Origin of the sequence: Terriglobus sp. ADX1, assembly GCF_036877645.1 — a bacterium.
Classification (GTDB): Bacteria; Acidobacteriota; Terriglobia; order Terriglobales; family Acidobacteriaceae; genus Terriglobus.
In genome coordinates this window covers 61,647-83,585 of the sequence record NZ_JAEDXV010000018.1, presented here as the reverse complement: position 1 = coordinate 83,585, position 21,939 = coordinate 61,647, and the positions used below count along the sequence as shown (strand labels likewise).

The following is a 21,939-nucleotide window of genomic DNA, read 5'->3' as shown; positions in this document are numbered from 1 at the left end:
TGATTCTCCAGCTCTTCTGCCTATGCAATAGCTGTAAGTCCAAGCCAGCGATTTACTGCAGGAACACGCGATAGCACTGCCCATTCCAATAGCATGACCGCGATCAGCGAGAACGCCATCGCAGGCAGGTAGACAGCAAGCGCAAGCACTGCAACTACTAGTGCAAAACTCCAGCGTGGACGTGCCAACGGTATCGGCGCACCCAACACACCGACATGTCGCCTTCTCCACCACAGAACGACTGCGCTCACGCAAAGCAGAAGTAATCCCATAGCCGTAACCAATCCCAGCAACTGATTCATCAGGCCGAAGAGCTGTCCTTCGTGTGCAGCAATACCAGTACCGACAACGCGATCCAGGATCATCCCTTGATCGAAGTTCTTCCGGCTGACAATCATTCCTGTCTCCGGATTGGCCTGCAGTACATCGCGCAACGTGCGGTTCTGTGCGTCGGACTTGATCGTCCATGTGCCACCGGCCTTCATGGCAGGCATGATCTCCACTGGAGCAGCCAGATGCAAAGTAGCTGCAACCGGAACGAGTACGTTGAAGGGCTGATATCGGTCTGCAGCCATCATCATTCCGCTCATGTCGTGCCCCATATGGCCGGAATGTTCCATACCCGGCATGTCGTCCATACTATTGCTCGTGCTGTTACTGTTCTGCGCCATGCGATCAGCGAGAGCATCAGCACGGCTTGTCGTCCAATCCTGCTTCGCGACGGATGTTCCTGTAACTTGGCGGACCTTCTTGAAGTATCCGCCCCAACCTTTGGCCCACGGAAGTCCGGTAAGGATGAGGAATAACGCGAAGGCTGAGATCCACACACCGGTTACAGCATGCAGGTCACGCCAGAAGAGGCGGCTGCCACTGCGTGTACGTATCCACAAAACACCAGCAAACTTCTCCGTCTGTCGCGGCCACCACAGATACAGGCCGGTCAGCAGCAGCACAATGGCCCACGATGCAGCCATCTCAACCAAATAGGATCCGAGTGTTCCAGCAAGCAGCTCTCCGTGCAGGTGAGAGATCACTGTCATCAACCGGCGGTCTTCACTGACTGTATGCAGGATGGCAAGCGTCTGCGGGTTCACATAAACGCGGTATTCCTTCTTGCCAATTCCCACGATCACACGCACCGCCGCGTCGCCACTCGGCGGTAGCTCGTAATAGTGCAGTGTTGAACCGGGAACTGCAATCACTGCGGTGCGAGCTATCTGCTCTGGTGTTGCGTGCGCACCGGTGAGATGCAGATGGTTATAAGGACGATCCATCCAGCGTTCGATCTGTGGCTTGAACAGATAGATCGAACCAGTAATCGATAACCAGATGACAAGAGGGATGCAGAAGATACCGGCATAGAAATGCCAGCGCCAGATGGTGCGATACAAACGACGCCCTTGTTCTTCGACAGAGATGTTCGCGGCAGTTGTTGCCATGAAAGTGTTTTCCTTCCTTTGCTGTAAACGGGACGAAGAATCTACCGCATTGCAATGCAGCAGAACTCGACAGCGTTACTGAATAAGGAAAGAAGGAGGACCGCGTTTTCCGCGGGCTCGGTCGTACGCAATGCGTTGACTGACCTCAACCTGCACAACAACTGCTGATTGTGTCTGCAAAGTGGTGAACAACATCGACGCAGAAGGAGATGCAAGCAGGTTGGTGACGTTGCCGAGGCTGAGCACCGCTGGGCAGCAGGGGCACTTCTCCTGTACTACGGAGACGTGGCGGTGATCCGCAGGCTGGGAGTCCTGTTCCGCCATCTGTGTGCAGTGATGCATGCCCGCGCGGCGGCAGCAAGCAGGCAGAGACGCCTCACTGCGCGGTGCAAGCGCGAAGAGCGAGGATGCCAACGGCAAGCCGAAGACAGCAAGCAACAGGATGGCGAGAAGCTTACGCAATACCGTTATTCAAGCACTGTGCGAAGATGCCCACAAGTCCAAAGGGACGCCCGAAGGCGTCCCTTTTTGCATGGAGAGAACAAAGGCTGGTTTGCGAGGAAGTGATGCGATCGTCGCCGCCCTTCGCAAGGGGTCCGCGCGTAAACAACCTTTTTACCGGCGACGACGGCGACGGAAACCGCCACCACCACCGTTTCCACCATTGCCGCTCTTGCGGCCGTTACCGTTGCCGCGGCCCGCGTGATGGCGGCCCTGCGGTACGGGTGCGTCTTCCAGGCTGGTGCCCTGCGGATTGGTCTTCCATGCGCGGGTCTCCAGTTGCATCAGGTCGCTGACGTTGTTCAGGTCAAGCGGCGCGTTGCGTTCTTCCTTGGCCAGGTTCTTATCGGCCTCACGCCAGATGAAGCTGATCTTCAGCTCTCGCTCAATGCGACGTGCGTCACTGCGCTCCTGCGGCATGACGAACGTGGTGGCGAAGCCTTCCTTGCCTGCTCGGCCGGTACGACCGATGCGGTGGACAAAGTCCTCGCTGGCGTTGGGAAGATCATAGTTCACAACGTGCGCAATGTGGGAAATATCTATTCCACGCGCTGCGACGTCCGTTGCGACCAGGATGCGGCTCTTGCCGGTAGCGAACGCCTTAAGGGCCGACGTGCGCTGGGACTGCGAGCGGTCGCCGTGGATGATGCTGGCGGTATAGCCCAGCTTCTCCAGCTTGCGACCGATGCGGTCTGCGCCGTGTTTGGTGCGGCTGAACACGAGGAACGTACCCTCTTCCTCATTCAGCATCTGTTCCAGCAGGCCCAGCTTCTGGTCCTGCATGACGGTGTAGGCACGGAGCTCCACGCGCTCGTTGGGCTTGGAGGTGGTGCCGATCTCGATGCGGACAGGCTTCTGCACGTAGTCGCGTACGATCTCGGCGATGTTGGCGTCGAGCGTGGCGGAGTAGCACATGGTCTGGCGGGTCTTGGGCAGTGCGCCGACGATGCGGCGGATGGCCGGGAGGAAGCCCATGTCCAGCATGCGGTCCACTTCGTCCAGTACGAGCATCTCCACGTTGCGGATGCTGATCTCGCCGCGCTTCAGGTAGTCCTCAAGGCGTCCGGGCGTGGCGACGACGAGACGCGGGCCACGGCGGAGTGCGTCAAGCTGAGCACCTTCCGAGAGGCCGCCGCAGACGAGTACGGCATCGTTCTTCTGGCCGGGCATCAGCTTGGCGTAGTTCTCAAGCACCTGCATGGCCAGCTCGCGCGTGGGCAGCAGGATGAGAGCGCGGATGGGCTTCGCCTGGCGCTTGCCGCCCTTTGCGTCCGGAGCGGGCGCCTGGAGCGGGTTCGCATCCATACGCTCGATCATCGGGATGAGGAAGCTCAGGGTCTTGCCTGTGCCTGTGGCGGCGGTGGCGAGTACGTCACGGCCTTCCAGAGCGGGAGCAATTGCCTTTGCCTGCACGGGCGTGGGCGTAACGTAGCCTGCCGCAGCGAGGCGGTCCTGCAGACGCTGGGAGAGAGCAAAGTCGGTGAAGAGGGGGGAAGATGTGGTTGCAGTGGTGGTTGCCGGAGCAGTCTGCTCGGCGATTGCGGTATTGCCAGTATTCAAGAGGTATCTTTCTCTGTATGTGTGCGGCGGCGCCTCTGTGTCAGATGGAGGTCGGCCTGCCTGCCAGATGGTTATGGTGATGCAGGTGTGTCATTCGCTCCTTAGGCGTGGAGCAAAGCACCATGGATCGCTTCTATCAGCATTGGTTTGATGAGCCACTGCTGCTGCACGGCGAGATCGTTATCCCTGCTTCCATGCAGGGTGATCTTTCAAGCCAGAGCAACCAACGCTTCCCTCTCACTCGTTCAAGGGATGGCATACAGCGGTGGGACAGAACATCGCGGTCTCTGGCCAGCCCCAATCCACTTCGGGCCGTTCCCTGCGACGTACAGAGCGATAAGAACGCTCTGTGGAAATTGTAGCACGAATGCCCGGGTACCCTCCCCCTCCCCCCTTGTTTTCTAAAATCGTCTTTCTATTGGGTTTACGGCGCTAGTGGCTGTAAAATCGTCTATTCATTGGGGCTAGAGGCAAAATCTTCTTTCTAAAAGAGTTAGCTAATTAGGTTCAGCTCTTTGTTTTGTCCTCTGTTTCTATTCTAGAGGTTTCGGGGAAATACCATGCCAACTGTATTTCCCTTGGTTTGTTGGGGTTGGGTGGTTTGAGGGCTTGACAGCACTTGGTGCCCGTTCTCGACGCCTTCGGCGTGGGACCAACATGACCATTAGGCTTCGAGTCTAGTTCTCGGAGGGTCGTTCGATGTGATCGATGACCAGCGTCTCCACTTGCTCTTTCGCGGAGACCAGCTTGAGTCCGAACTTTTCCTGCAGCATGGTGAAGATGTAGGATCCGGTCTCGTCGGTGTGTGGCTCCGGAGCGTCAAGGTGGATGTCATACAGGCCTGTGAGCCCGGTCTTGTCGACGACCAGCCGTCCGGCTCTGTTGGACAGGACGGTCGAGAGCGTCCGCATGGAAACTCCATAGAGAGCCATGCTGCCGCCCGCGCCAACTGCAAACATGCCGCCACTGCCGGGAACGACGCCCACGCCCGGATGTTTCGCGAGGATGTCAGCAGGCAGGGTGGATTCTGCAGATGACAGCTTCGGCCCGTTCTTTGCGATCACCAGATCGTATACAGGCCGTTCCCGCAGTTCGCGGTGGACAGCGAGTTTGCAGCGTTCCTCCAAGAGAGCGTGCAGAAGCGTAGGAAACATCTTTTTCTGCGCGGTGGGATTCTGCCATGCCGCACGATCAGCCTCTTCCAGGCGCGCTTCGATGTCGTACTTCTCGGATGACATCCATTCTGGAGCGCCGACGGTGCGGCCACTGGTCGAAAAGCCAAGCGTGGTGCCGTCGGATGGAACCTCGGCAAAGAACAGGACAGCCAGCAACGGGCAGTTGGCCATGTGGAAGCCGTCGGGCAAGATCATGAAATGCTCTGGATCACAGGACCCTGTGCCGGTGATGTTTCGGCGTACCGATGCAACGGCAAAAGTCAGCGGCGTGCCGTTCTCACGGACGGCTGGATTTTGGGATTCCACTGGAGCGGCGAGAGTTTGGGCGTGGACAGACAACGATGGAGTAACAGCTATGCCCATTGCTACAGCGAAAAACAGACTCCTGATAGCAGAAGCGCTCATGCCCGATCCTCCCTCTGGATTATGTCTTGTACGGAAAATCTGGTGCGACAGTTCCGGATACCGCTCGGTCAGTCTTCGAGGGTGATGAGTTCTACTGTGGGGATTTCGCGGCCCAGGAAGCGAGGGGCGAAGCGCTGGAATTTTGCGGCTGCGTCTGTGGCCAGGAAGTGCAGTTTGGGTTCCGCGGTTCCGGGGGTTACTGCATTGGGTAGCAGGGTGACGGTGTGGCGGGCGGTGGCTTCCGCGGAGTCGACGATGGGGATGTTGCCGTCAAGCCTGGCGATTTCCCTTTGCAGCATCGGACGCAGTAACGGGTAATGGGTGCAGCCGAGGACGATGGCCTGTGGCGGCTGGGTTGCTGCGGCCAACGCCTCCTGCAGGTAAACGTCTGCGATCTGTTCCGTGATGGGACCGTCTGTCCAGCCTTCTTCTACCAGTGGGACGAAGAGTGGACAGGGTTTCTCTACAGCTTGAAGACCGTGGGTAGCGCAGGCCTCTGCGTAGGCGTGGGAGTTGCAGGTGCCCTCTGTGGCCAGAACGAGGACGGTGGAACCCGATGGGGCAATGGTCGCTGCTGCTTCTGCTCCGGGGCCGACGACGCCGACGAGTGGTACGGGGGCGTTTTCCTGGAGCGATGGCAGGGCGAGGGCTGACGCTGTGTTGCAGGCGATGACGACGAGTTCTGCGCCACGACTTACGAGTTCGCGGATGGCTGCTCGGGTGTAGCGGGTGATGGCTGCCTGGGATTTGGACCCGTAGGGCAAGTGGGCGGTGTCGCCGAGATACACAAAGTCTGCGCCGGGTAGATGGTGCAGGAGTTCGCGCAGCACGGTGAGGCCGCCGAAGCCGGAATCGAAGACGCCGATGAGTGGGCGCGAGGAGTTCGTGGTCATTGCCATCCTTCGAAGGGTCTCGCTTGGCGCGATACCCAGGTTAGCTTTGCGAACCTGGTTTTGTGGCCGGAAGGTATGAGCTGCATTGGTGCTGCCAGCGTCCGTTGGGATTCTTCGCTTCGCTCAGAATGAACGCTTGAACAGGTCAGCTTTCGGGAAATGTCCGAGTGGCGTGAGAGGAATGCAGGTCCTTCGGCTTCGCTCAGGATGACGAACTTCGTTCGTTTGAGCTTCGTTTGGCGAAGCAGGTTTGGTCGGTTGCTTTTTCCCGACGACTTCTCGGTTGGGACGATTACGAGCCTAGTCATGTGTGGCTGTCTGCACCGGGGCGGTGATGGAGGCTTCTGCGTCGAAGATGCGGTCAAACTCTACGCTGCCTGCGAGGGTATCGCGCGGTTTGCCATCGACCAGAAACTTCACTTTCGTGACTTCCGGCAGGTTGGCACGCAGCGTGCCGACGATGGACTGGATGGTGAGCGTCTCCGAGGTGATGCCGGCGGGGTGGCCGTCAACCCAGGAGGAGCGCAGGTTCACCACAGCGAGTTCGCCGTTGGCCTGTGTGAGCGGGTCGGCCTGAGCGTCTTTTGAGAGTGGCGCGTTTTGCGCTCCAGAACCCAGCGGCAGCGGCACCAGAAAGACATCGTCCACAGCGATGCCGCCGTCGAGCGGATGCGTGGAGCGCGGCAAGGAGTATTCCGCCAGCAGATGCTCCACCAGAGCGCGTGCGCGGACCGCAGCGGTCTGCGGCAGGGCGATGGAGCGCGTGGTGGGTGTGAGGGTGAAGTCGGCGTCGTCTGCGATGTCCAGCGTTACCTGTTCTGACGCGGAGTAGACGGGCGCTTCAATGGGCGTGTTGTCCGCGTTCTTAACCTCTGCGAAGTTTTTCCGGTGCATGTAGACGAGAAAGATCGCCATGAAAACCGACGCGCTCAACAACACGATGAACAGGATGCGCTGGTAACGAGGGATCATTGCTGCGCTGCTCCTGTGGGTTTGGGTGTTGTTGGTTTTGGCTGTGCGGGGGCTGCGGGCTTTGGCGCAGGCGATGGCGTTGCCGGTTTTGGCTGCGTCGGCATTGCTGGCTTTGGCGCGGACGATGGTGTTGTGGCAGTGGGCTCCGGCTTGGGTGGTGCGGGCGGTGTCATGCTGCCGACCTTGTTCTTCCAGAACAGCAGCACGCCTGCGATGGTTTCAGCGACGCGGTTTTGATAGGGCGGATCGTCGGCTGCGGTGCCGTCTTTTTGCGGTCCCATTTCAATGGCGACGGCCGGGCACTGCATGTTGTCGAGCGGGCGCATCCATGTGGTTCCGCTGGCGATGGGAATGCGCGTGCGACCAAAGGCTTCGCGCATGCCGCTGGCCAGTGCCTGCGAACGTGCGGCGTAGGCGGATTGTGCTTCGTCCCACACAACGGGCGCGGCGGGGTCAACCATGGATGGCTGCGGCAGAGTTGTGGTGAAGAGATGAACGCCATTGCCTGTGCTGGACGCGTAAAGCAATATGCAGGCGATGGGATGCGTGGTGTTGGCGATGGCTGCGCGCTGGTCGTTGGTGGTGTCGACGTCAGAGTCGCGGGTCACTTGGACGGCGAAGCCGCGAGCGCGCAGGAGATTGCCAAGATGCTGCGCCACCTGCAGAGTGACCTGCTTTTCTTCGACACGGTCAGCGATGTGCGCACCGCCTTTGGAACCGCCGCGCGCGGGGTCAATGAGCACTAATGGCTGCTGCGCAGCGGCGCTGATGGCGAGCAGGAGAGATGGGATGAGCAGCTTCACGTCGATGGCTATGTGATTGTAGCTGGTGGCTCTTAGGCTGGTACTTCGTACCGTTCTCGACGCTTCGCGAGGTCGCACTTCGTGCGATGATCGCTGCGCGATACCCAGGTTCCGTGACTGGAAGGAATTGGCGGTGGTGCTGCGGGGGAATGTGTTGGGATTCTTCGCTTTGCTCAGAATGACGATCTTGGGTGCCTTTAGAAAGTTAGGATGGCAAATTATTTTGCGTTTTCCGGTTTCAGGCCGGGCGCGGGGCCGGTGGGCTGGGAGCCCTTGGGGAAGTAGCCGCTGCGGGTGCGGACGGTGAGTTTGCCGAAGCCCTTGGCCTGCGCCGTGACGTGGACCGTGCGGTAGCCGCCGAGGCGTGCCGGTTTGGTGGAGCTGTAAGAGATGGTGTACTGCTGGCGGATGTCTGCCGCGACCTGCGCGGCGATGGCGTCCACGTCTTCCAGTTTCTTGGGGAAGTAGGCTACGCCGCCGGTTTGTTCGGCAAGCGTTTCGAGAACACGGCGAGCGTGGCGGCTTTCACGCTTGTCTTCGTCAGGGCCGAAGAGCAGGCCGACCGCGTAGATGACAGGGCCGTCGAGTTCCTGCACGCGACGGATGGTTTCTTCCAGCGTGCTGGATGACGCGTTGTCATCGCCGTCAGTGATGAGCAGGATGACCTGCTTGGGTTCTTTGGCGTTGCGCGAGAGATAGTCAGCCGAGGCGATGACGGCGTCGTAGAGCGCGGTGCCGCCGCTGGCTTTGACGTAGTTCAGGCCCTCTTCCAGCTTCTTGATGTCGTGGGTGAAGTCGGTGTCGATGTAGGGATCGAACGAGAAGTCGACGAGGAAGGCTTCGTCCCTAGGGTTGGAGAGCTTGATGAGGTCGAGCGAGGCTTTGCCGACGGCTGCGCGCTTGTCGTACATGGAGCCGGAGGAGTCAATGAGGAGGCCGAGTGAGACGGGCAGATCTTCATGGCGCAGGCTGGCGACGGTTTGCTGGACGCCATCTTCAAACACGGTGAAGGCGGAGGGCGGGAGCGTTTGCACGGAACGGCCACTGCCATCGACGACGCTGGCGTTGAGGCGAACTTCACCGACCTCAGTGTGAAGCGTATAGGTGCCGCCGGCGCGCTGAATCTGATCGGTGGAGGACTGCTGTCCGTTCGCGTCTGTACCGGCAGCGGTGGGCGCTGTCTCAGCGTCGGGCGATGGGACGGGGTCGCGATCCACGCTAAGGGATGGAACTGAGGGCGCGGGCGTTTGCTGCGCAGAGAGCGCGGGGGAAATCGTCAGAGAGAGAGCGAACAGAAGCGGTGCAAAAAAGTTAATCCGACGGTGCATAGTATCCCTGGCGATTGTGTACGGAGAGCTGTGGCAATCCAGGCGGCGGATTCAGCTTCACCTTCAGCTTACGCCAGTTGCCATCGTGATGAAGGTCCGTTGGCTTGTATCCGATGACGTATTCGTTTCGAAGTTCTGCCGAAATGCGCGACGCGATGTCTCCCAGCTCTGCTACATCTGTGACGTGAAAAAGGCGTCCACCGGTTTGATCGCACATGTCCATTAACAGCGCAGGGCCGTTGCGTTCTTCTTCGGTTGGCGCGTTTTGTTCAAAGATGCCGATGGCGTACATCTGCACATCACTTTCCCGGACGGCTTTGCGGAGTTCGCCTTCGGTGTACCGCGAGCGATTGTCGCCGCCGTCGGAAATGATGAGCAGCGCCTTGCGCTCGTATTTGGCGTCTTTCAGCTTGTCCAGGCCGAGATAGACGGCATCGATGAGCGCGGTCCGGTTCGCCGGCTTGAGCATGACCATGCGGGCGTCCACGTCGTCAACGTTGTTGGTGTAGTCGACAACGATGTTGGGCCGGTCATTGAAGGCAACGACGAAGAACTCGTCCTGCGGATTGCTGGTGCGCATGAATTCGCTGAGGGCGCGGCGGGAGCGCGTGTACTTGTTGTTCATGCTGCCGCTGAGATCGAAGATGATGCCAATGGAGATGGGTGCGTCGTCTGTGGAGAAAGTGCGGATGGTCTGCGGCTGGTTGTTCTCGTAGACGTAGAAGTTTTCGCGTTCCAGGCCGGTGACGAGGCGATTCTGATCGTCAGTGACGGTCATGGGGACGAGGACGAGGTTCGCTTCGACTCGCAGCGTGGCTCCCGGGCGGAGCGCGCCCTTGGCTGTCACGTCTTTGCCCGTGATGACTTCGCCTGCAGGCTGCTTGGGCGGCTCTGGCTTGGTTGGAGTGTGCGGGTTTTGCAACGGATTTTCCTGCGCACGCAGTTTCGCAGCCGCAACGAACAGCAGCAGGAAGACAAACAGTGACGCAACAACATTACGGCCACGTGTCGACATATATCGCCCCCGGCTGTCCCTTTACAGCGCTCGGCAAACCGTCTCGTCATTACTTGGACGGTTTTGACCCGCAGAGGTTTTCTACGCCTCCGTGGGAAGACGATTGTACGCGATGGAGTTGCCGCCTTTGTCACAGTATTTCTCTGCCATGTTGACGGATGAGGTGACGAAGAGTTGCCATGCTCCGGCGATGTAAAGTGCCGTCAAAATGCAGCCAGCAAGGGGTTTCCATACGGCCGCGTCGTTGCCGGAGAGGAATTGGAGCGACAGAAAGAAGAGCAGGAACTCGATGGCGATGTGCGGCGGCCTGTTTTTCCATGCAAAGAGACGCCAGGCGATCAGCGCCATGGGAAGGGTCAGTGGCGCTACGTCGTATTCCTTGATGCGCGGGTTCAACAACACCACGCCAAGCAGCAGGACGGGAGCCCACTGTTCCAGGGAAATGTCGCCTTTGCTGTAGCGCTTTGCGAGAAGGAAGAGTGACAGCAGCACGGGGATGGCGTAGGCGATGTAGAAAGCGGTGCTGCCAGCGGTGTAAGGCCAGTGATGTGCGTAGAGCCATTCGCCGAATAAGCCTGCGGGGCTCAGGCCGAAGTCGTGGTTGTATTCAAACTGCAATGAGACGGCGCGGAGGTAATTCAAAAATTCACCAGGCCACAGGAATCGCTGCATGAAGAACAGCAACAGTCCTACGAATGCAGCGATGCCGACGGGCATCCATTGCTTTCGTGCGGAGAATACGGGGATGCAGAGCAGTGTGAGGAGTGGCGCTTTGATACAGGATGCAGCGACAACAGCGAGATAAAACGGCCACCATAGACCACGTTGCCAACCGAGCCATGCAACGGCGAGGATGATGGCGTACAGGATGTACGCGAGGTTGCCGCTGAGGATGACGTTGTTACTTAGTAATCCTGGAAAGTGCATGGCGAGCGGCGCCATGAGAAGCATTGCGACGTGTTCGCTATTGCGAAAGAGACGCGTTCCCAGCCACACCATGAGTAGCACTGCGGATGCGTATACGGCCCAGTAGATACCGCCTGAAACAGTAAGTGGGAGATGCGACACAAGTCGCATAAAAGGCAGTGTGATGGGTGAGTACACGTAGGTGTACGGCGGCATGATGGATGCATCGTTTGCCTGCGGCGATGCGTGAAAAGCCTGCTGCACGGCGATGCCGTCGGCGTAAGGATCGTGTCCGTCGCGGAGTGAGTGGATAGCATTCGTGTACACGTGAAGATCCCATCCCCATGCGGATTCTCCGGTGAGGACAAGTGCCGGGAGGCTGACGATGGCTCCGATCCAAAAAAGAACGGCAAGAATATGGATCACACGCAGACCGGCAAACGTCATGCTCCTTTTGGACGGCGCAGTGAATACGCATGTTTACCTGACATGCAGGTAGAGCTAGTGCACAGCGCCTTCTGGCGCCTTTTCGCCACCCTTGGGCTTGCTTAACAGGAAGGCGAGGAAGAACATGCCCGCAGTCATCCACGCCAACATGCGATAGACATCGGCGTAGCCCATGACGGCGGCCTGCTGGTTCAACTGCTGATAGATGTTTGCCTGGGCGGCGTATTGGCCCTGCGCCTGCCCTGCGGTGCTGCCGATAAAGCGACCGATCTGCTGAACGCTCTGGTTGAACTGGTCGTTGGCGTAGTTCATGTAGTTCTGCAGACGGGCTTCATGAAACAGTGTGCGGTTGGTGACCTGTGCGCCAGAAAGCGAAATGAGAATGGAGCCGCCGATGTTGCGCGCGAAATTGATGAGACCGCTGACCTGATTCGATGCTTCACGCGGCAGGCCGACGTATGCCGCGTTGGTAATGGCGATGAAGCAGAACGGGATGGGCATGACCTGAATGACGCGCAGGAATGAGTTCTGGCCGAAGCTGATGCCCAGCGTGATGTGGTTGGACACGTACCAATACGCGCAGGAGAAAAACACAAAGGCGCAGGCGACCAATGTTCGTGCAGGAAGTTTGTCGGAGAGGATGCCTGCGATTGGAGCGCACACGAGGAGAACGCATCCGCCAGCAGTGAGCGCGAGGCCCGCGGTTGTGGCGTCGTAACCGAGCAGTTGTTGCGTGAACTGCGGCTGCAGCACTGTTCCTGCATTGAGAATGCCACCCACTAACAGCATGAGAAAGCAGCAGATGGAGAAGTTGCGGAAACGGAAGAGACGCAGATTCATGATGGGATTTTTTGCACGCAGTTCCCACCAGATGAGCGCGATCATGCCGAAGACGAACATGGCAGCGAAGGTGCGGATGAAGTTGGAGGAGAACCAGTCGTTTTCTTCGCCTTTGTCCAATGCGATTTGCAAACCGGCCATGGCGATGGTGAGGAACGCAAGGCCGATGTAGTCCACCTTCAGCAGGTTTTTTCTGTCGCCTTTGATCCATGGCGGATCGTCCACGAGTCGCGAAACGAGTACGAATGCGAGGATGCCGACGGGGATGTTGATGTAAAAGATCCAGCGCCAGGAGTAGTTGTCGGTAATCCAGCCGCCAAGTGTGGGACCGATGGAGGGCGCGAGCACCGCCACTAGCGCATACAGCGAGAATGCCGTGCCGCGCTGTTTGGGGTCGAACGAGTCGGCCATGATGGCCTGGGCCATGGGTTGAAGGCCTCCGCCGCCGGCACCCTGCAATATGCGGAAAAGCAGCAACAGGGGTAGCGATGGGGCGATGCCGCAGAGGAAGCTGGCGATGGTAAAGATGGTGATGCAGAGCAAGAAAAAGTTCTTGCGACCGAAGACGCTGGAGGCCCACCCGCCCAAGGGCAAGACGATGGCGTTGGAGACAAGATAGCTGGTAAGGACCCATGTTCCCTGGTCCTGGCTGGCGGCCAGGGAGCCGGAAATGTGGGGCAAAGCCACGTTGGCAATGGAGGTATCCAGAACCTCCATAAAGGCGGCCAGCGCCACAGTACCAGCAATAAGCCAGGGGTTGACCCTCGGTTTCCACTGCTCATTCGCCATGATGTTTAGGTAGATGCAGAATTTTTCCCCGAGTATTTACGGCTTTTATGAACAGACCGAAACAGGGAAGATTTCCGGCCCGATAGAATGGAGTGGCACCGAATTATCGCAAGGAGCACCCTCCTCAAAAGGCACGCATGCGTATATATCCTTTTCGCGCCCTCCGTTACAACACGCAAAAAGTACAGTTGGAAGACGTGGTTACCCAGCCGTACGACAAGATTTCGCCTGCGATGCAGGAAGCGTATTACGAAAAAAGCCCCTATAACCTGATCCGCGTGATCCTGGGCAAGCGCTTCCCTGCCGATACGGAGACGGAGAATGTGTACAGCCGCGCGGCGAAGACGCTGCAGGACTGGCGCAAGGAAGCCGTGCTGGTGGAAGAGCGTGAGCCCGCACTGTTTGGCTATGCGCAGCGTTACACCGTTCCGGGCACCAACGAAGTGCGCGAGCGCCGCGGACTGATCTGCCTGGGGCACCTGTACGACTACGCCGAGCAGGTGGTGTATCGCCACGAACAGACGCTGGCCAAGCCGAAGAGCGATCGCCTGTCGCTGTTTAAGGCGACACGCACCTATTGCGAACAGATTTACATGCTGTACAGCGATCCTTCATTCACGGTGGAGAGCCTGGTGTTTGGCAATCGTACGGGTGAACCGACGATTCCTGCGGACGAGACTGTTACCGATGAATACGGCGTTGTGCACAGCGTTTGGAAGGTGACCGATCCGCATGTGCTGAACCTGCTGGTGGGCGCGCTGTCAGACAAGAAGCTGATCATTGCCGATGGTCACCATCGCTATGAAACGTCGACCGCGTATGCACGCGAGCGCGCTGCAGAGCTGGGCGTTGCGGATTCGACGCGTCAGCACGAACACAGCGAGAAGCAGGTGGGCAATTCCGACGAATCGCCGTCGAACGATGCGGACCTGAAGGTGGGACCGCAGTTGCCGGTGCCCCCGTTCCCGGAAGCCGCGATGATGATGACGCTGGTGAACACAGATGCGCCGGGCATTACGATTCTGCCGACGCACCGCATTGTGTATGGACTGAAGGATTTCTCTTCGCAGGCGTTCCTGGATAAGGCGAAAGAGTTCTTCGATGTGAGCAAGGTGGAAGCGAAGGCTGTGGCTGCTGGATCCGATGCGGAAGGTGTTGAGTCTGCCGCAGAACGTCTTGCTCCGCTGAATGCTACGGAAGGCGTTGCGTTCCTGGCTGTTATGGCCGATGGCACGTGGCTGCTGAAGGCGAAGAAGGCCGCCGTGGAAGGCGCGCTGCAGCATGTGCCACCGCGTCAGCGTGTGATGGATGTGGTGCAGTTGCATGCGCTGGTACTGGAGCAGTTGCTGGAGTTGACGCCCGAATCGATTCGTCAGCAGGAGAACCTGCGTTATCTGCGTAGTGCAGAAGATGCAGCAGCACAGGTTTCGCGCGGCGAGGCGGATATTGCGTTCCTGATCAAGCCCGTGACGCTGGACCAGATGAAGGAAGTGTCGCTGGGCGGTGAAGTGATGCCGCAGAAGTCGACCGACTTTTATCCGAAGCTGCTGAGTGGACTTGCTTTCTACGCATTGGACTAATCGAAAATAGATGATTGAAAAACGGCTGAAAACACGCAGCGTGAATGGCACGATGGCGCTGGCGCAGAACATCATGGAATTGATGTTGCCTGCGCCGCGCCTCGTGATTCTGAAGGGCGATCTGGGCGCGGGTAAAACCACGCTGGTGAAAGGCATTGCGCAGTGCATTGGTGCGAATGCTGAAGATGTCACGAGCCCCACGTTCACGCTGGTGCATGAGTATCAAGGCACAAAACTGAAGCTGTATCACCTGGATCTTTATCGTCTTGAGAAGGACGAGGAACTGCTTTCGCTTGGCATTGAGGAGATGGAAACTGATCCGAATGCGCTGGTGCTGGTGGAGTGGGGTGATAAATTTCCATCGCTGCTGCAACGCGCGCGTGGGCAGGTGGTAATTCAGCCCGGCGATGAGCCGGATGAACGCTGGTTCTTTGTGCAGATGTTGTAGGTTCTCTCCCTTCCCTTTGTAAAACCGATAAACTAAGACGATGCCGCCGATTCTTAACGCGCAATCCGTCTCGAAGCGCTATGGCGCACGTGTCCTGTTTCAGAATGTTTCGCTGGTTGTTTCCGATGGCGAACGACTTGGCCTGGTGGGGCCGAATGGCGCGGGTAAATCCACGCTGCTGAACATTCTTGCTGGACGCGAAGATGCCGACAGCGGCGAAGTGGCAGTTCGCAAACGTGCGCGTGTTGGCGTGATTCACCAGATCAGCGAGTTCCCTGCAGGCCTGACGGTGCGCGGCGTTCTGGAGCGTGCACTGTTGGACGGCAACGTGCCGGAAAACGAGCATGAACAGCGCTTGCGCGAGCTGATGGGCCGGACTGGATTTCCTGACGAAGATGCGGAAGCACGAAGCCTGTCAGGCGGCTGGCGCAAGCGGCTGGCCATCTGCGAAGGCGTCATCGTTGAGCCCGACGTATTGCTTCTGGACGAGCCTACCAACCATCTTGATCTGGGTGGCATTGAGTGGCTGGAAGAACTGCTCAACTACATCCCCAGCGCGTGCGTGATTATTTCGCATGACCGCTTCTTTCTGGAAGCTGTCAGCAACGAAACGGCAGAGTTGAACCGTGTGTATCCTGACGGCATCTTCCGCGTGCATGGTGCGTATTCCAAGTTTTTGGAAGAGCGTGAGCTTTACCTGGCCGCGCAGGCCAAGCAAACGGAAAGCCTGAAAAATCAGGTGAAGACGGAGATTGAATGGCTGCGGCGCGGGCCGAAGGCGCGTACCACCAAGAGCAAGGCACGCATTGATAAAGCGCACGAGATGATTGGCGAACTCGCGGACCGCAACTCGCGTGCGCAGAGGTCTTCCGCGAATATCGATTTTGTTGCCACGGATCGTCAGACGAAGCGGCTGATTGAAGCAGAGAATGTTTCGCTGGAGCTGGGCGGCAGGACGATTGTTAACAATCTGAACTATGTAATGACGGCGCGGACACGCGTTGGTCTGGTTGGGCCGAACGGCAGCGGTAAGACGACGATTCTGCGTTTGCTGACGGGCGATCTGGAACCGACGACCGGCACCATCAAACGCGCGCATCAGTTGCGCGTGGTGTATTTCTCGCAGGCGCGTGAGATTGATACGAAGCTGACGCTGCGACAGGCGCTTTCGCCCGAGGGCGATTCCGTTGTTCACAATGGACAGCAGATTCATGTGGCGAGTTGGGCAGCGCGTTTCCTGTTTACAGGCGAGCAGTTGAATCAGCCGGTGGAGCGGTTGAGCGGGGGTGAGAGAGCGCGTGTGTTGATTGCGCGGCTGATGCTGCAACCTGCGGATTTGTTGCTGCTGGATGAGCCGACGAACGATCTGGATATTCCTACGCTGGAGATTCTGGAAGAGAGCCTGCTTGAGTATCCCGGCGCGTTGGTGCTGGTGACACATGATCGTTACATGTTGAATCGCGTGGCCACGACGGTGCTGGGACTGGATGGCAAGGGCAACACAGAACAGTTTGCCGACTTTGCGCAGTGGGAAGACTGGATGAATTCGAAGCCGGTGGTGGCTGCACCGGTGGCAGAAGTTGCGAAGGTCGCAGAACCTGTCGCGGCTGCTCCTGTTGCGAAGAAGAAGCTGAGCTTCAACGAGCAGCGTGAGTGGTCGACACTGGAAGAGCGCATTGCTACTGCGGAATCGCGTGTAGCGGCAGCAGAGCTTATATTGGCAACCCCTGCGATTGCAGTGGATGCTGCGGCGCTGCAGGATGCGCTGTTGGAGCAGACGAATGCGCAGGGTGAGTTGGCAGAGCTTTATGCGCGATGGGAAGTGCTAGCCGAACGCGCGATGTAATGGTTCGTGGATGAAAGAGTTTCACAGCATTGCTGCGATGAAAGGCTGCGGGGATCCTTCGCTTCGCTCAGGATGACCTGTCAGTATTTTCTGCCACAACAACATGATGGATCACTGCGAAAGCTGCGTCAGCGCCACTCGGCGGGGTCTTCTGCATTGCGGCGCAACGGGCGGTAGAAGGTCAGATTGCAGATGACGCAACGCCAGGGATACTGGTGGAAGAACGGCATGATGTGCGTTTGCAGAATGCCTTCGCGAAGAACACGCTCAAAGCGATCACTGCCACAACGAGCGCAGATGCGCTTTCCGTTCTTGTCATAACGTGCACGGGTGAAGATGCTCATCGTTTGATCACCTCGCCGTTTTTCATTACGAATTGCACATGTTCGAGCGCGGTGATGTCTTTGACCGGATCACCGGGAACCGCGATGACATCGGCGAAGAAACCAGGTTTCAACTGGCCGATGCTGTTTTCCCAATCGAGAAGTTTTGCGCCGTTGATGAGGTCCGCACGCAGTACGTCTGCGGATGGCATGCCGTACTTCACCATGAGTTCCATCTCGCGCGCCTGTGTGCCGTGCGGGAATGGGCCCACGTCAGAACCTACGGCGAAGGGTACGCCTGCAGCGAGTTGCTTCTTGAACTCCGCAGCATGGAAGGCCTCGCTTTCGCGGCGACGCTGCGTGGCGGCGGGTGATTCCGCGTGCTCCGCGAAGTATTCGCTGATGGCGAAGGTGGGCACAGCGAAGATGTCCTTCTCCTTCATCTGCTTCATGGTTTCAGCCGAGAGGAAATCTGCGTGATCGACGGATGCTACGCCTGCCGCTGCGGCATAGCCCGTACCAGGTTCCGCTGTGGCGTGGACGGCGACTCGACTACCGGTGCGCTTTGCTTCTGCAACGGCCGCTGCGAGTTGTTCCTGCGTGTATTGATACGGCGATGAGAAGACGCCATCGTGCAGGCTGTCGCGGCCGGTTTCGTACATCTTTACGAAGTCCGCACCCTGCTTGCGCTGTTCGCGGATGGCGCGCAGGATCTCGTCTGTGCTATCAGCACGGTCCGCGTTGCTTAACAGATGTTGCTCAGGGTTCTTGCCGCTGTTGTCTTCGTGGCCACCAGTGATATCGATGGCGTTGCAGGAGACGCGCATGCGCGGGCCGGGGATGAGGCCGCGGTTGATGGCATTACGCACTGCGACGTCGGCACAGCCTGCGCCTTCGGTTCCCATGTCGCGTTCGGCGGTGAAGCCAGCGAGGAGGTCGTGCTTTGCGGCGTCGGCTGCGATGAGGGTGCGCTCCGGCACGCCTTCATCCACGGTTTGGTTCGCTTCGTTACCTACATGAAGAAAGAGATGCGTGTGCGCGTCAATGAGCCCGGGCATGAGCGTTGTATCTCCCAGGTCAATGACTTCTGCACCGGCAGGATGCGTTACGTGCGTTCCTGCTTCCCTGATTTTGTTGCCTTCTACGAGCACTTCACCGGGAGAGAGTGTCTTCCCTGCTGTTACGTCAAGGATGCGAGCCGCGTGGAGCACTACAGTGTGGGACTGCTGCGCGAGCAGTGCGGCAGGACAGAGCAGAACGAAGGCTAGCGATGCGATCTTCATGCTTGTTTTCGCAGCATACCTGAGGTGATATCAGTTTGCTATGAAAGTTAGCGGCGATGCTTGGAGGCCGTCCAGAACTGCTGCAGGATGAAGTTGTCTGTCATGCCTGCGATGTAGTCCGCGACGATACGCGGGAGGCCGTCAACTGCGCTTTCTTCCACGTAGCCTGCAGGCATGCGTGAGGGATCCTGCATGTAAAAGTGGAACAGCGTGGAGACGACGTGTTCGGCCTTGGCGTGCTCTGCTTCGAGGAAGTCGCAGGTGTAAAGCTTGCCGTAAAGATAGGCCTTTTCTTCCTGCCGTTGCGCTTCCATGGCAGGCGAGAATGTGGCTACGCGGTCAGGGCAGTTACGCACATCGTCCAGCGAACGCAGACGATGCTGCATAACGTTGGCCGCGGTGGTTTCAATGAGGTCGCAGGTGAGTTCACTCTGCATGAGTTGCAGCGCCTCGTGAAAGTGAAACTTCTGCGAGACACCGGGATGCATCTCCTGCACCTTTTCGTAAGCGCGGCCCATGATGCCGATGTTGGCACAGATGTGTTCGATTTCGAGGAGGCCACTCTCTACGCCATCATCAAGATCGGCAGTGAGGTATGCGATCTCATCTGCAAGGTCAATCACCTGCGCTTCCAGCGGCGGACGCTGATCGAGAAAGTACGGCTGCAGCGCGGGATAGTCGATGGGGCTGTAGTCGCGCGAGTGCTTCACGATACCTTCGCGTACACCGAGAGTCAGGTTCAATCCGCGATGTGCGGCATACCAGTCTTCAAAGTGTTCGACGATGCGGAGCGCGTGGAGATTGTGATCGAAGCGAAGACCGTGTTTTCGCAGGCATTGATCCAGCGCACGTTCGCCTGCGTGACCGAAAGGTGGATGGCCGATGTCATGAACGAGTGCGAGGGTCTCGACGAGTTCTTCGTTCAGGCCGAGGGAACGCGCTACTTCGCGCGCGATCTGCACCACTTCAATGGTGTGCGTGAGACGTGAACGGAAGTGGTCCGATTCGCGGCTGGTGAAGACCTGTGTTTTGCCTGCGAGACGGCGAAAAGCACGCGCCTGTACTACACGTTCGCGGTCGCGCTCGAAACCGGGAGCGCGAAGCTCCGCAGTTTCAGACCACTCACGCTGCAGCAGTGCCTGCTCTGCCACGCCGCGCACGCTGCATGCGCGCAGGTCGTAGCAGGCGTCGATTGGAGCGACTGTGCCTACGGCATCACCTTCGTTCCCGCTGCGTTCTTAGCGAGCTTTACCTTGGCGGAATCCAGACGCTTGTGCAGGTTGCTGACATCATCCGGTTCAATGTCCGCAGGCAACGAGCGGCTGTATTCCACCAGCGCACGTTCCCACTGCGCGACAGCGGGCTTCAGTTTGCCCTGCTTTTCCAGCGCCTGGCCGAGATGATCGTGCACGGTGGGGTCAGTGGCGTTGCGTTCCACGGCCTTCTGCAAGAGGTCTTCGGCCATGGCGTATTCGCCCATCTTGAAGTAGACCCAGCCTTCGGTATCGAGATAGGCGTAGTTCTGCGGATCAAGCTCCACGGCCTTCTTGATCATGGTCAGCGCTTCCGGTAGCTTTACGCCACGCTCTGCAAACATGTACGCGAGATAGTTGAGTGTCTGCGCGTTATTGGGATCGACGTCGAGTGCCTTGCGGAACCATGTTTCCGCTTCGTCCTTCTTGTTCTCTTTGTCGTCAATGGTGCCACGCAGGAACCAGAGATAAAGCTTGTCTTCGTTGCGCGCGGAAAGCGGCTCAGCCTTATCCAGCGCGGCGTTTGCATCGTCATACTTGCGCAGACGAAGGTATGCCTGCGCCAGCGTGAGATAGGTGATGCGATCGTCCGGCCCCTTGCCATTCAATTGCTTCTTGAGCAGCGCAATGCCTTCCTCTGCCTTGCCGGTATCCGCAAGCTGACCGGCCCAGAGCATCTGTGCATCCCGATCCTGCGGTGCTGCCTTAGCGGCTACCGCAGCAACTGCTTCTGCCTTGTCCCACTCATGCGCGTCGCGATAGGCATCGACTGCGCCACCCACGCCGCGCGATTTGAACTCGCCGCCGAGTGCCGTCATCTGCTTGTATGCGTCGACGGCAAGGTCAATCTTGTTCTCTTCGCGATAGAGCGTGGCGAGACGGTCGAGGAAGATGGCACGATTGTTGCGCTCGCCATCGGTATAGCTGTTGTCTGACTTCGCGGTGGTTTGGAGAACGCCCTTTAGTGCGGCCTCTGCGTCGGCGTAGCGACCAAGAGCGTCGTACAGCAGAGCTTCGTTGAAGATGAGTTCTTCATTGTCTGGAATGGAGGCTTTCGCCTTCTGGAGCGTGGCAAGCGCGGTATCGTAATGGCCCTGTCGACGCTGGATTTCCGAGATCTTGATGTAGGTCTGCGCATCCTGCGGTTCAGCGGCGAGGATGTTGTTGTATGCCTTCAGAGCGTCGTCCAGCTTGTCCTGCGTGAGCAACGCGTTCGCAAGACCGTGCATGGCATCCGTGTTGTCGCTTTCGATGTCCAACGCGCGCTGGTAGGCTGCGGCTGCTTCCTTCGGCTTGTGCAACTGGTCGTAGCTGGCGCCGATGGCCAGTTCAATGCGTGCTGTGCGATCTTCTTCTGGGAGTGCGGTGAGCGTGTTGACCACGCGCTGCGTATCACCCTGTTCGCTGTATAGGCGTGCGAGGTTCAGCAACGATTCTTCTGTACCACCGTCAAGGTTTTGCGCGGCTTTGAACTGTTCTTCAGCCTTGGCGGAGTCGTGGCTCACTTCATACAACTGGCCCAGCAGAAGATGATTCTCCGCTACGTTCGGCTCGAGTTTGACGAGCATCTCGTATTCCGCTCGTGCGAGTTCCACCATCTGTTGCTGCTGTGGACCCTGCGCGTCGCCGAGTGAACGATAGTAGATGCGACCGAGAAGGCGATGCGCTTCCAGATCGTCGTTGTTCTTCTTGATCTGGTCCTGCGAAACCTGCACGGCTTCGCGGATACGGCCCAGCTTGAAGTAGAGACCAGCGAGGCCATCCTGCAGATATGTGGAGGTGGGATCCGCATCGAGCGCGAGCTTGTACTGCTCAATGGCCTGCGTTGCGTAATCGCTACGCCCCTGCGTGGTGGCAAGGTCTTCGTAGATGTGCGCCAGGCCGTAGTGATAGTACGCAGCGCTGGAGCCTGAGGCGTTTTGCGACGCTGTAACCGGGGGCAGCGGCGCGGGGGCGTTCGTGTTCTTCTGGGCAGACAGCGGCGCCGCGGACACGATAAGTGCCGCGGCGGCCAGAGGCATCCAGCGGGCTACGCTTCGAGAAGCAAGGCGCCGGAGGGAAGACGATAAAACAGCGTTCTGCGGACCAATCATCAGAAGAACCAATCCTTCTGCCCGGCGTCCGCTCGCTCGC

The 21,939-nt window shown here is 58.4% G+C and carries 19 protein-coding genes; 4 read left to right on the top strand and 15 right to left on the bottom strand.

Annotation, left to right across the window (positions count from 1 at the left end; translation table 11 throughout):
- Positions 1-20: 20 nt before the first annotated feature.
- The 3 genes from JAO32_RS13085 to JAO32_RS13075 all read right to left on the bottom strand — a co-directional run bounded on the left by JAO32_RS13085 (position 21) and on the right by JAO32_RS13075 (position 3,500).
- The gene (locus JAO32_RS13085; protein ID WP_334241071.1) at positions 21-1,439 is read right to left on the bottom strand and encodes a PepSY-associated TM helix domain-containing protein; all 1,419 of its coding nucleotides are present in this window, start codon (positions 1,437-1,439) and stop codon (positions 21-23) included.
- 75 nt (positions 1,440-1,514) lie between these two features.
- A complete protein-coding gene (locus tag JAO32_RS13080) occupies positions 1,515-1,901 on the bottom strand; it encodes a DUF2946 family protein (RefSeq protein ID WP_334241070.1) in 387 nt (128 codons plus the stop codon).
- A gap of 153 nt (positions 1,902-2,054) precedes the next feature.
- Positions 2,055-3,500: a DEAD/DEAH box helicase gene (locus tag JAO32_RS13075; protein ID WP_334241068.1), complete on the bottom strand. Its 1,446-nt coding sequence runs from the start codon at positions 3,498-3,500 to the stop codon at positions 2,055-2,057.
- 122 nt (positions 3,501-3,622) lie between these two features.
- Here JAO32_RS13075 and JAO32_RS13070 point away from each other — a divergent pair, with 122 nt between their 5' ends.
- A complete protein-coding gene (locus tag JAO32_RS13070; protein WP_334241066.1) occupies positions 3,623-3,862 on the top strand; it encodes a hypothetical protein in 240 nt (79 codons plus the stop codon).
- Between the two features lie 315 nt (positions 3,863-4,177).
- Here JAO32_RS13070 and JAO32_RS13065 read toward each other — a convergent pair whose 3' ends face one another.
- From JAO32_RS13065 to JAO32_RS13030, 8 genes are all read right to left on the bottom strand, one after another.
- Complete coding sequence (locus tag JAO32_RS13065) at positions 4,178-5,080, bottom strand: TIGR03435 family protein (RefSeq protein ID WP_334241064.1); 903 nt, start codon at positions 5,078-5,080, stop codon at positions 4,178-4,180.
- Between the two features lie 68 nt (positions 5,081-5,148).
- Positions 5,149-5,973 (bottom strand): glutamate racemase, encoded by an 825-nt coding sequence (gene murI, locus JAO32_RS13060; protein WP_334241062.1) that lies wholly within the window; start codon positions 5,971-5,973, stop codon positions 5,149-5,151.
- A gap of 300 nt (positions 5,974-6,273) precedes the next feature.
- A complete protein-coding gene (locus tag JAO32_RS13055) occupies positions 6,274-6,945 on the bottom strand; it encodes a GerMN domain-containing protein (protein WP_334241060.1) in 672 nt (223 codons plus the stop codon).
- Positions 6,942-7,748 (bottom strand): N-acetylmuramoyl-L-alanine amidase family protein, encoded by an 807-nt coding sequence (locus tag JAO32_RS13050; RefSeq protein ID WP_334241058.1) that lies wholly within the window; start codon positions 7,746-7,748, stop codon positions 6,942-6,944. The genes JAO32_RS13055 and JAO32_RS13050 overlap by 4 nt, the downstream gene beginning before the upstream one ends.
- Before the next feature lie 218 nt (positions 7,749-7,966).
- The gene (locus tag JAO32_RS13045; RefSeq protein ID WP_334241056.1) at positions 7,967-9,076 is read right to left on the bottom strand and encodes a VWA domain-containing protein; all 1,110 of its coding nucleotides are present in this window, start codon (positions 9,074-9,076) and stop codon (positions 7,967-7,969) included.
- A complete protein-coding gene (locus JAO32_RS13040) occupies positions 9,060-10,091 on the bottom strand; it encodes a VWA domain-containing protein (RefSeq protein WP_334241053.1) in 1,032 nt (343 codons plus the stop codon). The genes JAO32_RS13045 and JAO32_RS13040 overlap by 17 nt, the downstream gene beginning before the upstream one ends.
- An 81-nt stretch (positions 10,092-10,172) precedes the next feature.
- Complete coding sequence (locus JAO32_RS13035) at positions 10,173-11,444, bottom strand: hypothetical protein (RefSeq protein ID WP_334241051.1); 1,272 nt, start codon at positions 11,442-11,444, stop codon at positions 10,173-10,175.
- 54 nt (positions 11,445-11,498) lie between these two features.
- Positions 11,499-13,073, bottom strand: coding sequence for a DHA2 family efflux MFS transporter permease subunit (locus JAO32_RS13030; protein WP_334241049.1), 1,575 nt, complete (start codon positions 13,071-13,073; stop codon positions 11,499-11,501).
- Positions 13,074-13,210: 137 nt separating this feature from the next.
- Here JAO32_RS13030 and JAO32_RS13025 point away from each other — a divergent pair, with 137 nt between their 5' ends.
- From JAO32_RS13025 to JAO32_RS13015, 3 genes are read left to right on the top strand one after another with little or no spacing between them, the layout of a single operon-like run.
- Positions 13,211-14,653: a DUF1015 domain-containing protein gene (locus tag JAO32_RS13025; protein ID WP_334241047.1), complete on the top strand. Its 1,443-nt coding sequence runs from the start codon at positions 13,211-13,213 to the stop codon at positions 14,651-14,653.
- Between the two features lie 10 nt (positions 14,654-14,663).
- The gene (gene tsaE / locus JAO32_RS13020) at positions 14,664-15,101 is read left to right on the top strand and encodes a tRNA (adenosine(37)-N6)-threonylcarbamoyltransferase complex ATPase subunit type 1 TsaE (protein WP_334241045.1); all 438 of its coding nucleotides are present in this window, start codon (positions 14,664-14,666) and stop codon (positions 15,099-15,101) included.
- A gap of 40 nt (positions 15,102-15,141) precedes the next feature.
- On the top strand, positions 15,142-16,947 hold the full coding sequence (locus tag JAO32_RS13015) for an ABC-F family ATP-binding cassette domain-containing protein (RefSeq protein WP_334241042.1): 1,806 nt from the start codon (positions 15,142-15,144) through the stop codon (positions 16,945-16,947).
- Positions 16,948-17,075: 128 nt separating this feature from the next.
- On the opposite strand, the gene JAO32_RS13010 is transcribed toward JAO32_RS13015, so the two are convergent.
- Genes JAO32_RS13010 through JAO32_RS12995 form a run of 4 tightly spaced genes read right to left on the bottom strand, consistent with a single transcriptional unit; the run spans position 17,076 to position 21,827 of the window.
- On the bottom strand, positions 17,076-17,291 hold the full coding sequence (locus JAO32_RS13010; protein WP_334241040.1) for a hypothetical protein: 216 nt from the start codon (positions 17,289-17,291) through the stop codon (positions 17,076-17,078).
- The gene (locus JAO32_RS13005) at positions 17,288-18,553 is read right to left on the bottom strand and encodes a metal-dependent hydrolase family protein (protein WP_334241038.1); all 1,266 of its coding nucleotides are present in this window, start codon (positions 18,551-18,553) and stop codon (positions 17,288-17,290) included. The genes JAO32_RS13010 and JAO32_RS13005 overlap by 4 nt, the downstream gene beginning before the upstream one ends.
- A 47-nt stretch (positions 18,554-18,600) precedes the next feature.
- Positions 18,601-19,704 (bottom strand): dGTP triphosphohydrolase, encoded by a 1,104-nt coding sequence (gene dgt / locus JAO32_RS13000; RefSeq protein ID WP_334241036.1) that lies wholly within the window; start codon positions 19,702-19,704, stop codon positions 18,601-18,603.
- Positions 19,705-19,760: 56 nt separating this feature from the next.
- Positions 19,761-21,827 carry a tetratricopeptide repeat protein gene (locus JAO32_RS12995; RefSeq protein ID WP_334241034.1) on the bottom strand — a complete coding sequence of 689 codons (2,067 nt, stop codon included), beginning with the start codon at positions 21,825-21,827 and terminating at the stop codon, positions 19,761-19,763.
- Positions 21,828-21,939 lie beyond the last annotated feature (112 nt).